Origin of the sequence: Streptomyces sp. NPDC007856, from assembly GCF_042868225.1 — a bacterium.
Lineage (GTDB): Bacteria > Actinomycetota > Actinomycetes > Streptomycetales > Streptomycetaceae > Streptomyces.
In genome coordinates this window covers 490,490-502,334 of record NZ_JBIAEC010000001.1, presented here as the reverse complement: position 1 = coordinate 502,334, position 11,845 = coordinate 490,490, and the positions used below count along the sequence as shown (strand labels likewise).

Here is an 11,845-nt window from a genome sequence, read left to right as displayed (position 1 = left end):
CTCTCACTTGTCCGTCGCGAGTTCGTAGGTGCGGTCCTTGTCCGGGACGCTGGTCTCGCTGCCGGGCGCCACCAGCGCGAGCCGGACGCGCTGGGCGAAGGACTCGGCGTAGGTGATGCGCTGGGCGTCGAGGGTGGACAGCGCGAAGGTGATGGGGACGGCCTCGCTGGGCTGCTGCTGGTTCTTGCTCTGGTCCGGGTCGAGGGCGGTGATCTGGCCGACGTCGAGGACCCGGGCGTCGGTGACGATGATCTTCGACTGGTCCGGGTCGCCTTCCTTCTTTCCGGAGAAGGTGGCGTACACGTTGACGTGCGATCCGGGGGTGATCTTCCCCGCCACGCCGGTCGCCGCGTCGATCATGATGGCGACCTCCTGCTGTCCGGGCTGGAGGGCGGGCTGGTCGACGACCATGTCGGTCTGGAGCAGGGAGCCCTTGCGCAGGGTGGTGACCGCGATCTTGCCCTGGATCTGCCGCAGATCCGTGACCGCGTTGTCCGACAGCCACCGCTTGGGCATCTCGATCTTCTCGAACTGATCCGCGCCCAGGGTGGTGTACGGCTTCACATCGGACCGCACCCGGTAGGCGGTGACCTCCGGTCCGACCTTGGAATCGACGTCGTGGACGACGGAGAGCACGCCGGCGAACGCGCCGAGAGCGCACAGGACCGACAGGATCAGGAGTATCACGCCGCGGCGCTGACGGGAGTTCATGAACCGTGCAACCTCATTGGGGGAATCGGTCGAGCGGACTGGGGACGTACGGGGCGGGTCAGGCGGGCGTGCGCTGTTCCAGGGCGCGGGGCGCGGCGGGTTCGTGGGTGGGCGGGGTGGCGGAGCAGAAGACACAGCGGTCGCCGATGACGTCCAGTCCGCACCAGTGACAGGCGGTCTGCCGTACCGAGGTGACCAGTTGGTAGAGAACGGCCAGATCGGCGAGGTAGCTGCAGAACTCGGTCATGCGGCCGGTCCCCCACCACACCGGGGACTCGGCTGGCAGCGGGACCTCACGCAGCCCGTGCACGCTCCACTGCCCCGCGAGCCCGGCGACCCAGTCACCCTGCGTCTGTCCCTTGGCGACGAGCATCCAGGTGTTGAACTCGGGCCCCTTGAGCGTGGCCCCGGGCCCGATGCGCACGAGCTGGGGCTCGGGATGCGCGAGCACGGCGAACTGGCTGCCGGGCACCCAGGACTTGGCGTGCGCCTTCAGCCCGACCGGCACCCGGTCCAGCTTGGCGACCGAGCCGAGCACGGCCCCGGCGTGGATGTAGTGGGTGAGCAGCCGGCCGGCGGAGGCGAGCACGCCCGGGCTCAGATCGCAGGAGGCGAGCTGCCGGAGCTGCCGGGCGAGCACGGCGATGCCGAGCGGGGGCAGCTCCGGCCGGAAGAGGGCGATGCGATCGCTCTCCAGCAGTGAGCGCAGGGTGTGCAGCCGTCGTACGACGGGCTCGGGGGTGGCCGCCGAGCAGACGACGACCACATATCCGTACTGCTCGGTCAGGGTGTGGAGTTCGGTGAGCGCGTGCTCCAGGGGCCGCTGGTCGAGGCCGCCGAGCACGACGGCCGGCATGGTCCGTTCGTCCTGCGCCGGCAGTGCCAGGTCGGCACTGGTCACGGCAATGGCAGTTGGCACGCGCAGCTCCCCGCTCTTCACATCCGCCGACCCACGGAGGTAACTCCCGTACGCCGGGACGACTTCACTGCGTGACTATGTGAGCACTGTATCCACGGCCGTATGACCGGAGAACAGCGTTTGTGAAGCCCGCGTGGAACTCTCTGGTCACAACTCCCGCCAAATCCGGACAGCTTGAGCTTCGATCCGGAAGCCGATCCGGCCTGGACCTCTTGACACCCCGATTGGTCTGGACCAACTTGTATGCCCGACGGCGGCGACCGCATCTCTCCGTCCCCCTCTTCGCCGAGGCTCCCTCTTCTCCGACCCCACTTCCCCACCGGAGGCCCCAGTGGACCATGCACCAGGCATACCCAGACCCCGCGGACGGCGAATCACCCTGTGGTCCGCCGCCACGGCCCTCGCCCTCTCCGTGGCGGGCCTCACCGCGGCCGCGGGCCCGGCCTCCGCGGCGGACGTGAACAACGTCAAGAACGCCGGCTTCGAGTCGGGCCTGACCGACTGGACGTGCACGGCCGGCAGCGGCACCACCGTCTCCTCCCCGGTGCACTCCGGCTCCTCCGCGCTGAAGGCGACCCCGGTGGGCCAGGACGACGCCCAGTGCACCCAGACGGTCGCGGTCAAGCCCGACTCGACGTACACGCTCAGCGCATGGGTCCAGGGCGGCTACTCCTTCCTGGGCGTGACGGGCACGGGCACGACGGACGTGTCCACATGGACGCCGGACACGTCGGCCTGGAAACAGCTGTCCACGACCTTCACCACCGGCGCGTCGACGACCTCGGTCACGGTCTACCGCACGGCTGGTACGGCCAGGCGGCCTACTACGCCGACGACGTCTCGGTCTACGGCCCCGACGGCGGCGGAGGCGGCGACCCGGCCCCGACGGTCCCGGCGGCTCCCACCGGCGTGACGGTCTCCGGTACGACATCCTCCTCCGTCTCGCTGTCCTGGTCCCCGGTCTCGGGCGCGACGGGCTACAGCGTCTACCGCGACGGCACGAAGGTGACGGCGGTGACGGGAACGTCGGCGACCGTGACCGGACTGGCCGCCGCCACGTCGTACACCTTCCAGGTGACGGCGACGAACGCGGCGGGCGAGTCGGCCAAGTCGGCGTCGGTGACGGGCACGACGGCCTCCGGCGGCAGCGGCGGTGGCTCCCTGCCCAAGCACGCGGTGACCGGCTACTGGCAGAACTTCAACAACGGCGCGACGGTCCAGAAGCTGTCGGACGTCCCGTCCTCGTACGACATCATCGCGGTGGCCTTCGCGGACGCGACGTCCACGCCGGGTGCCGTGACCTTCAACCTGGACTCGTCCGGCCTGGGCGGCTACACGGTGGACCAGTTCAAGGCGGACATCAAAGCCAAGCAGGCGGCCGGCAAGAAGGTCGTCATCTCGATCGGCGGCCAGAACGGCACGGTGTCGATCAGCGACTCCACGTCGGCGACGAACTTCGCGAACTCCGTCTACTCCCTCATGCAGACGTACGGCTTCGACGGCGTGGACATCGACCTGGAGAACGGCCTCGACGCGACGTACATGACCCAGGCGCTCCGCGCCCTGTCCGCGAAGGCCGGCTCGTCGCTGGTCATCACGATGGCCCCGCAGACGATCGACATGCAGTCGACGTCGAACGCCTACTTCCAGACGGCCCTGAACGTGAAGGACATTCTCACGGTCGTCAACATGCAGTACTACAACAGCGGTTCCATGCTGGGCTGCGACGGCAAGGTCTACAGCCAGGGCTCGGTGGACTTCCTCACCGCCCTCGCCTGCATCCAACTCCAGGGCGGGCTCGCCCCGTCCCAGGTGGGCCTCGGCCTCCCGGCCTCGACCAGCGCGGCGGGCAGCGGTTATGTGTCCCCCACGGTGGTCGACAACGCCCTGGACTGCCTGACGGCCGGCACCAACTGCGGCACCTTCAAGCCGTCCAGGACCTACCCCGACCTGCGGGGCGCGATGACCTGGTCGACGAACTGGGACGCGTCGGCGGGGAACGCCTGGTCGAACGCGGTGGGGGCGCATGTGCACGCGCTGCCGTGACGCGAGTTCCGCCTGGCGGCGACGCCCGGGCCCTCGGCGACCCGGGCGTCCTCGCCCCGACGGTCCTCTACGACGACCCGGACGACCCGACCGCGTTCGAGACGCGCAACGTGCTCTACCACTACGGGCCGGAGAAGCTGGTCATCGGCAAGTTCTGCGCGCTGGGCACGGGGGTGCGGTTCATCATGAACGGCGCCAACCACCGCCCGCGGGGACACCGTCGTCGGCAACGACGTCTGGTTCGGCCACGGCACCACGGTGATGCCCGGCGTACGGATCGGACACGGCGCGATCATCGCCACCGGCGCGGTGGTCGCCGGCGACGTCCCCGACTACGGCATCGTCGGCGGCAACCCGGCCCGCCTCATCCGCACCCGCTACGACGACCAGGACATCGCCCGCCTTCTGGCGGTGGCCTGGTGGGACTGGCCGGCGGAGCATCACCGAGCACGTACGGACGATCATGTCGGGCACCATCACCGAACTGGAGGCGGCCGCCCGGGACATCCCGCGCGCGTGACCTCACCTACCCGTCACGCGGCCCCCAACTCACACCACACGTACTTGCCCCGGTCTCCGAACCTTGCCGTCGGCTGCCACCCCCAGTACTCCGCACACGCCTTCACCAGGCCCAGCCCGCGTCCGTCCTCCAGCTCCGCCACCTGCTCCAGTGGGCGCGGCGGATCCGGTGGCGCGGGGTCGCTGTCCCACGCCCCGATCCACACCGTGCCCTGCGGGGTTCGGCGGACCCTGAGCGCGGCCGGTCCCTTCGTGTGGCGTACGGAGTTCGAGACCAGCTCTGCCGCCAGCAGCTCCGCCGTGTCCACCAGGCCGATCAGACCGTGCAGGGTCAGGATCAGGCGCAGGGTGCGACGGCAGACGGTCACGGCTCTGAGGTCGTTCGGGATGTAGAGCGTGTAGTCCCAGGTCTCGTTTTCGGGCATGCGTCATCGACTCCAGTCGGTGAGTGGGGAGTTCGCGCGCGGTGGCATTGCCGCAGCCGCCATGGCAGGACGGAGCGGTGCGCTTCCGCTGTGTGTGCGCTACGTGACCGACGGTAGACCTTAGAATTAAGGGCGAGCAAGCCGATCCCGTAATCTGGCCCCGAACGAGTCGCACAGCCAGGCGCGTTGAGAAAGGAGCGGCCGATGAGGGCCAAGCGCGAACCCACAGCGCGGCAGATGCGGCTGGCCGTGGAACTGCGCCGGCTTCGTGAGGCAGCAGGTCTCAGCTCCCGTGAGGCGGCCGCGATGCTCGGTGTGAACTCCGTTCAGATCAGTCAGATCGAGGCCGGTACCTCAGGAGTGAGTGAGCGACGTCTGCGGCGTATGGCCGCCAACTATGCCTGCGACGACGCAGGATTGATCGAGGCGCTCGTAGCAGTCGCATCCGACCGGACTCAAGGCTGGTGGGAGAAGTACCGAGGCCACCTGCCCACGGCTTTCCTGGACCTTCCCGAGCTGGAGCACCACGCCGCCTACCGATGGGACGTGGAGTTCCTGCACGTCCCAGGCCTCCTCCAGACCGCCGAGTACGCTCGCGGCCTCTTCACCTACGTGAACCCCGAGTTCCCGAGCAGCGATGTGGACCTGTGGGTGGAGCACCGGATGCAGCGCAGGATCATCATCGAGCGCCCGGGCCCAGTCCCGTACGAGGCGGTGATCCACGAGGCCGCACTGCGCATCAGGGTCGGTGACCGGCTCGCAGCTCGCGGTCAGCTCAACCGCCTCTTGGAGCTCTCCGAAGCCGAGCACGTCACCATGCGGGTCATCCCCTTCGATCTGGACGATTTCGGCGGCGCCGGAAGCGCCATGGTGTATGCGGGAGGTCCTGTTCCCAAGCTGGACACCGTTGTTCGCGACGGCCCGAACGGCCCCGTCTACATCGATGCCGAGGCTCAGCTCAACCGCTATCGAACGCTCTTCCGTAGGGTGGAGGCTGTCTCACTGGACCCAAGTGGTTCGCGTGACTTCATTCACCGGCTGGCGAAGGAGCTGTGAGCATGCTGACCCCCGACATCTGGCAGAAGTCCTCCTTCTCGGGCGGCGGCCAGGGCGACGCCTGCGTGGAAGTCGCCAATCGCCGCACCCACATAGCCATCCGCGACTCCAAGACCCCGGCCCGAGCCACCCTCACCTTCCAGGCCGCCGCCTTCGTCCCCTTCGTCAACGCCCTGAAGGGGACTCCTCCCACCAGGCCTCTCTGACCTGGTCCACCGGATCCTGACCCACTTCGGTCACTCGGAGGAGTCCTCGGCGTCCTCGAAGTACGCGTCCAGCACCGCGTCCAGCTGCTCGTCCCACTCCTTGAAGCGGGACTTCGTCGTCGCCTCGATCTCGATCGGGTACCAGCGGCGGTCCGGGGTGTGGACGGTGATCGTGTAGCGCTTGCCGAAGCGGGGGGTCTCCGTCTCGACCGCCGCGATCTCGTCCCAGCGGAACTCGCAGGCCTCCTCGTCCAGGCGGAGGCGGACGCCCTTGCGGTCGGCCACGATCTTCGCCCGGCGGTCGGAGGCCTCGAAGACCGGGCCGTCGACCGGGCCGTCGACCGGACCGTCCTCGTCCACGCCTTCGTCGTCCCCGGACTGCGAGGTCCCCTCGGTCGCCTCCGGCGCCCTGGAGTCCTCCGGCTCTGCCGGCTCCGCCTTCACCTCCGCGTCCTGCGGCTCCGGTTCGTCGGAATTCGCCGGTGCCGGGACCGTGATTCCGGGGATGAACGCCGGGTCGAAACCGGCGCCCATCACTGGCTCGGCCTTCAACGGCTCGGCCTCGGACGGCTTGCTGCTCGCTCCTATGCGCTGCTCCACGGCGGCAGTATGGACGACTTCCCTGTGCCGGAACCAGTCAGCCCGCCCATCCCCGGTTTCACTCACGTCACGTTCACGCGAACACACTCACCACCGCCGCCACCGCGAACCCCGCCACCGACAGCACCGACTCCAGAACCGTCCAGGTGCGCAGCGTGTCCCGTTCGCTGATGCCGAAGTACTTGGCCACCATCCAGAAGCCGCCGTCGTTGACGTGCGAGGCGAAGATGGAGCCGGCCGAGATGGCCATGATGACCAGGGCCACGAAGGGCTGGGAGTGGTGGCCCTCGGAGAGCAGGGGCGCCACGATGCCCGCCGTCGTCACGATCGCCACCGTCGCCGAGCCCTGGGCCACCCTCAGGACCAGCGAGATCAGGTAGGACAGCAGGATCACCGGCAGGCCCACGCCGTGGAAGGTGTCCGACAGGGCCTGGGCCACGCCGCTCGCCTTCAGTACGGCGCCGAAGATCCCGCCCGCGCCGACGACCAGCAGGATGTTGCCGACCGGCTTCAGCGAGGAAGTGGACACCGTTTCCAGGGACCTGCGGGACCAGCCCCGGCGCAGGCCCAGCAAGTAGTACGCGAGGAGGAGCGCCAGCGTCAGGGCCACGAACGGGCTGCCGAAGAACTCCAGCACCGAGCGGGTGGGGGACGGATCCAGGGCGATCGAGGAGAAGGTGGCCGCGAGGATCAGGATCAGGGGTGTGCCGATGATGGCCAGGACCGTGGCGAGCGGGACCGGACGCTCCTGGGGTGCCACGCCCTGGGCCCGCTGTTCGGCCACGACCGCCCGCTTCGCCTCCTCCGCCGCCTCGACCATGTCCTGCGGTACGGCGACGAAGATCCGCTTGCCGATCCAGGCGGAGTACGCCCAGGCGGCCAGTACGGCCGGGATGCCGCAGACGATGCCCATGAGGATGATCCAGCCGAGCTGGACGTGGAGGAGGCCCGCGGCGGCGACCGGGCCGGGATGCGGGGGCAGGAAGGCGTGGGTCATCGAGAGGCCGGCCAGCAGGGGGAGGCAGTAGAGCAGGATCGACTTGCCACCGCGCTTCGCCGCCGCGTAGACGAGCGGGGCAAGGACGAAGATGCCCACGTCGAAGAAGACCGGGATGCCGAAGATCAGGCCCGTCAGGCCCATCGCCAGGGGGGCTCGGCGCTCGCCGAAGAGGGCCAGCAGGCGGGCCGCGAGCACCTCCGCTCCGCCGCTGACCTCCAGGATCGCGCCGAGCATCGTACCGAGGCCGATGATGATCGCGACGTGGCCGAGGATGCCGCCCATGCCGGACTCGATGGTGGAGACGGCGTCGGAGCGCTGGACCGTGCCGAAGAGTTCGGTGACCGACAGGCCGGCCAGCAGGCCCACGGCTATGGAGACGGCCAGGAGGGCCACGAAGGGCTGCAGTCGGACCTTGATGATCAGGAACAGCAGGAGGGCTATGCCGAGGGCCGCGACCGTGAGGAGGCCGGGCGTGCCGTCGATGAGGAGGAGCAGGCCTCCGGTGTGGGGTGGTGGGGCGGTGGGGGCGGTTGCGGCGAGCAGGAAGGACATTCGGGGGTCCTCTTCGTAAATGCATTGTGCTTTCGGGCAGGGGGGATCGCGGTGCGGCGGCCCGGGGGTGGGGGCCGCCGCACCGTGAAGGGGCGTGCGGGTGGTGAGGGACCGTCAGATGCTCAGCCGAGTACGGCGAGCGCGTCGATCTCGATGAGGAGGCCGGCCGGGAGACCGACGTAGACCGTGGTCCGGGCGGCGGGCGGCTGGGTGAGGCCCTGCTCCTCGAAGTACGCGTTGTAGATCTCGTTCATCTCGGCGAAGTGGTCCACGTCGGTGAGGTAGACGCGGATCATCATCACGTCGTCCCAGCTCGCGCCGCCCTCTTCGAGGATCGCCCTGACGTTGGCGAGGGTCTGGAGGGTCTGCTCGCGCAGGGTGGGACCGGCCGGCGTCGGGGGCCTGCCCTCCTCGGCGGGCAGAAAGCCGACCTGGCCGGCGACCTGCAGGATGTTGCCCTTCCTCACGCCGTGGGAGAACTTGGCGGGCGGGGTGGTGTGGGTCTTCGGGGTCAGGGCGATCTTGTCGGTCATACGGTGGGGTCCTTCGTCTCGGTCATGCGGGGTCCTTCGTAGGGTCCGACACCGGCGTTCTTCCGGAGTACTCGCCGCTGATCGCGTCCGCGGTACGGCGGACCTGCGGGAGCAGGGTGAGGAGTTCCTCGGCGGTGACGACCACGTTCGGCGCGGACACCGACATCGCGGCGACCACGCGGCCGTCGGCGCCGCGGACGGGGGCGGCGACGCAGTTGATGGACTCCTCGTGGCCACCGAGGTCGGTGGCCCAGCCCTGTTCGCGGACCTTCTCCAACTCCCGCAGGAACGCGGGGGCGTTGGGGGTCGAACGGGTCGTGTACAGGGGGTATTCGAGCCGGTCCGCGAGGGCGCGCCGCTCGGGTTCGGGCAGGTCGGCGAGGAGGAGCTTGGCCACGGCCGCGACGGTGATGGCGACGGGCTTGCCGATCCGCGAGTACATGCGGACCGGGTAGCGGCTGTCCACCTTGTCGATGTAGAGGACCTCGCCCTCCTCGTACACGGCGAGGTGCACGGTGTGCCCGCAGGCCTCGTTGAGGCGTACGAGGTGGGGGTGGGCGATCTCGCGGATGTCGAGGTTCTCCATCGCCTCCTGGGCGAGGGCGAAGAGGCGGGCGCCGAGGCGGTAGCGCTGGTCGGACTGGCGGTAGACCAGGCCGTGCTCGTGCAGGGTGCGCAGGAGGCGGAGGGCCGTGGATTTGTGCACGCCCAGGCGGTCGGCGACCTGGCCGAGGTCCGCCGGGCCCTCGGCGAGGAGCGGCAGGATGCTCAGGGCGCGGTCTACGGTCTGACTCATGGGGTGTTCGCCTCCTCCGTTGCCCGCTCGGCCTGCGTCCAGCCGGGGGCGAGTCGAAGTCTCCCCCATGCGGTGGCATCCAGGGCCGTCAGCCGGTCGGCGTGGTCCCGGGCGGGGGGTGTGGCCAGGTCGCCGGGGGCGGTGAGGGCCGCGGCGGCGAAGAGGTGGCCGAGCCGGAGGCGGGTCCCGAGGGGGAGGTCGCGGAGGGTGCCGGAGAGGAAGCCGGCGGCGAAGGCGTCTCCGGCGCCGGTGGTCGCCACGACGTCCACGTCGAGGGCGGGTTCGAAGGTGGCCGGGGTCGCGGTGGGCCGGCACCGTTCGAACGCCGTCGCGCCCCTCTCGCCCTGCTTCACCACCAGCACCCCCGGCTCCGGAAGCGCCGATCGGATCGCCTCCGGCCCGCCGGTGATGCCCCAGGCCTGCTCCGCCTCGTCCTCGCCGACGAAGACGATGTCCGCCCGGCGGGCCAGGTCGAGCAGCACGCGCGGCCCCTCGGGGCTCCGCCAGAGGGCCGGACGGTGGTTCACGTCGAAGGACAGCAACGGGCGCGCCGGGCGGGCAGCCGTCAGCGTCCGCAGCAAGGCTCCGCACTCCTGGGACAGTGCCGCCGTGATGCCCGACAGGTGCAGCACGCGCCCCGCCCGCACCGCCGCCGGATCCACGTTGGCCACCGACATCGCCGACGCCGCCGAACCCGCCCGGTAGTAGGCGACCTCGTGCGCGCCCGTTCCCCGGTCGCCGGCGGTGCGGAAGTAGACGCCGGTCGGGCGGGCCGGGTCCCGGGACACGGACGAGACGTCGACGCCGTACCCGGCGATCCGCTCCACCAGGTGCTGCCCGAACCCGTCCGCGCCCACGCGGCTCACCCACCGCGCGCTGTGCCCGGCGGCGGCCAGTACGCAGGCCACGTTGGACTCGGCGCCGCCGATCGCGCGGTCGAAGGAGGGCACGTCCGCGAGGCGGCCCGGCCGGGCGGGCAGGAAGGTGACCATGGACTCGCCGAGCGCGACCACGTCCACAGCCTCCATGGCCGCACCCTTCACGCCGTAAGCAGCGTCGTTGATGATGACTCCTGTCCGATGTCCGGGTCACGGTTTCGTTGACCCGGTGTCGGCGAGATGCTAGACACCATTCAGCAATCCGTGCAATGACCGTTGCAGAGAGTGCAACAGTCCAGAGAGGGGCTCCATGAGCAGCAGCGAAGCGCTCGCCCGGCTGGCCGAGGAACGCGTCGACCACCGCTTCAAGGGCCTCCCGCCGGACGCCGACGGCCTCACCGTCGGCGAGCTGGCCGCCCAGCGCCGCAACCTCTTCGCCGAGGCCGACGGCTTCACCACGCCCGTGCTCGCGCTTTCCGCCGAGCGCCTGGAACACAACCTCGCGCTCATGGAGACGTACGCCGCCCGGCACGGCCTCGCCTTCGCCCCGCACGGCAAGACCTCCATGGCCCCGCAGCTCTTCCACCGTCAGATCGAGCACGGCGCCTGGGGCATCACGCTGGCGGTGCCCCACCAGGTGCGGGTCGCCCGAAAGTTCGGCATCCAGCGGGTGTTCCTCGCCAATGAGCTGGTCGACGCCTCGGCGCTGCGGTGGATCGCCTCCGAACTCGCCGCCGACCCGGACTTCCGGTTCGTCTGCTACGTCGACTCCGTGGGCGGCGTCGAGTTGATGGACTCCGCGCTCAAGGGCTGCCCCTTGCCCGTGGACGTCGTGGTCGAGCTGGGCGCCGGCGACGGCGCGCGGACCGGCGTGCGGACGGAAGCCGAGGCCCGGACCGTCGCCGATGCCGTGGCCCGCACGCGGACGCTGCGGCTCGTGGGCGTCGCCGGTTACGAGGGCGAGGTGCCGCAGGCCGACCCGCAGCGGGTGCGGGCGTATCTGCGGCGGCTGGTGGCGCTCGCCGCCGGCCTCGACGGGGCCGGGCTTCTCAAGGACGCGGCGGAGATCGTGGTGAGCGCGGGCGGCAGCGCCTGGTTCGACGCGGTGGCCGAGGTGTTCGAGGAGATCCCCGAGCTCTCCCTCCCTGTGCTGAAGCTGCTGCGCTCGGGGGCGTACGTCTCGCACGACGACGGGCACTACCGCAGGCTCACCCCGTTCACCCGCGTCCCGGAGGAGGGGGCCCTTGAGCCCGCGTTCCGGCTGTGGGCGCAGGTCGTCTCCCGGCCGACCGCGGAGCAGGCCTTCGCCAACGCGGGCAAGCGCGACGCGGCCTACGACCTGGACCTGCCCACCGCCCAGGTGGTACGCCGGAACGGTGTCGAGCGCCCGGCCGCCGGGATCACCGTGACCGGCCTGTCCGACCAGCACGCCTGGCTGCGCACGGAACCGGGCGTGGACGTCGAGGTCGGCGACTGGATCGGGCTCGGGCTGTCGCACCCGTGCACGTCGTTCGACAAGTGGCAGCTGATCCCGGTGGCCGAGGCCGACGGGACGGTGGTCGACTACATCCGCACGTTCTTCTAGAGGATCTCAGGAGGCCTGG

At 70.1% G+C, this 11,845-nt stretch carries 11 protein-coding genes and 2 pseudogenes; 5 read left to right on the top strand and 8 right to left on the bottom strand.

What is annotated here, in order from left to right; genetic code table 11:
* Window positions 1-3: 3 nt before the first annotated feature.
* Window positions 4-711, bottom strand: a complete 708-nt coding sequence (cpaB, locus tag ACFYOH_RS02425) for a Flp pilus assembly protein CpaB (RefSeq protein ID WP_388620232.1) — start codon at window positions 709-711, stop codon at window positions 4-6.
* Between the two features lie 58 nt (window positions 712-769).
* Window positions 770-1,651, bottom strand: coding sequence for a hypothetical protein (locus ACFYOH_RS02420; protein ID WP_388620231.1), 882 nt, complete (start codon window positions 1,649-1,651; stop codon window positions 770-772).
* Window positions 1,652-1,961: 310 nt separating this feature from the next.
* Here ACFYOH_RS02420 and ACFYOH_RS02415 point away from each other — a divergent pair.
* Both ACFYOH_RS02415 and ACFYOH_RS02410 read left to right on the top strand, forming a co-directional pair.
* A pseudogene (locus ACFYOH_RS02415) lies at window positions 1,962-3,676 on the top strand (chitinase).
* Window positions 3,673-4,196, top strand: a pseudogene (locus tag ACFYOH_RS02410) (CatB-related O-acetyltransferase). Before ACFYOH_RS02415 ends, ACFYOH_RS02410 begins: the two co-directional pseudogenes overlap by 4 nt.
* Before the next feature lie 13 nt (window positions 4,197-4,209).
* Here ACFYOH_RS02410 and ACFYOH_RS02405 read toward each other — a convergent pair.
* Window positions 4,210-4,620: an ATP-binding protein gene (locus ACFYOH_RS02405; protein ID WP_388620228.1), complete on the bottom strand. Its 411-nt coding sequence runs from the start codon at window positions 4,618-4,620 to the stop codon at window positions 4,210-4,212.
* Window positions 4,621-4,824: 204 nt separating this feature from the next.
* On the opposite strand from ACFYOH_RS02405, the gene ACFYOH_RS02400 reads away from it, so the two are divergent.
* Window positions 4,825-5,676, top strand: coding sequence for a helix-turn-helix transcriptional regulator (locus tag ACFYOH_RS02400; RefSeq protein ID WP_388620226.1), 852 nt, complete (start codon window positions 4,825-4,827; stop codon window positions 5,674-5,676).
* A 2-nt stretch (window positions 5,677-5,678) separates the two neighbouring features.
* A complete protein-coding gene (locus ACFYOH_RS02395) occupies window positions 5,679-5,882 on the top strand; it encodes a DUF397 domain-containing protein (protein WP_388620223.1) in 204 nt (67 codons plus the stop codon).
* Window positions 5,883-5,912: 30 nt separating this feature from the next.
* Here ACFYOH_RS02395 and ACFYOH_RS02390 read toward each other — a convergent pair whose 3' ends face one another.
* The 5 genes from ACFYOH_RS02390 to ACFYOH_RS02370 form a co-directional block, all read right to left on the bottom strand.
* The gene (locus ACFYOH_RS02390) at window positions 5,913-6,482 is read right to left on the bottom strand and encodes a hypothetical protein (protein ID WP_388620221.1); all 570 of its coding nucleotides are present in this window, start codon (window positions 6,480-6,482) and stop codon (window positions 5,913-5,915) included.
* A 73-nt stretch (window positions 6,483-6,555) separates the two neighbouring features.
* Complete coding sequence (locus ACFYOH_RS02385; RefSeq protein WP_388620218.1) at window positions 6,556-8,034, bottom strand: GntP family permease; 1,479 nt, start codon at window positions 8,032-8,034, stop codon at window positions 6,556-6,558.
* A gap of 122 nt (window positions 8,035-8,156) precedes the next feature.
* Complete coding sequence (locus ACFYOH_RS02380; RefSeq protein ID WP_388620216.1) at window positions 8,157-8,567, bottom strand: RidA family protein; 411 nt, start codon at window positions 8,565-8,567, stop codon at window positions 8,157-8,159.
* Between the two features lie 22 nt (window positions 8,568-8,589).
* Window positions 8,590-9,363 (bottom strand): IclR family transcriptional regulator, encoded by a 774-nt coding sequence (locus tag ACFYOH_RS02375; protein ID WP_388620212.1) that lies wholly within the window; start codon window positions 9,361-9,363, stop codon window positions 8,590-8,592.
* The gene (locus ACFYOH_RS02370; protein WP_388620209.1) at window positions 9,360-10,391 is read right to left on the bottom strand and encodes a sugar kinase; all 1,032 of its coding nucleotides are present in this window, start codon (window positions 10,389-10,391) and stop codon (window positions 9,360-9,362) included. Before ACFYOH_RS02370 ends, ACFYOH_RS02375 begins: the two co-directional genes overlap by 4 nt.
* Before the next feature lie 160 nt (window positions 10,392-10,551).
* Between ACFYOH_RS02370 and ACFYOH_RS02365 the strand changes: the two genes are divergently transcribed.
* Window positions 10,552-11,826 (top strand): amino acid deaminase, encoded by a 1,275-nt coding sequence (locus ACFYOH_RS02365; protein WP_388620207.1) that lies wholly within the window; start codon window positions 10,552-10,554, stop codon window positions 11,824-11,826.
* Window positions 11,827-11,845: the final 19 nt, after the last annotated feature.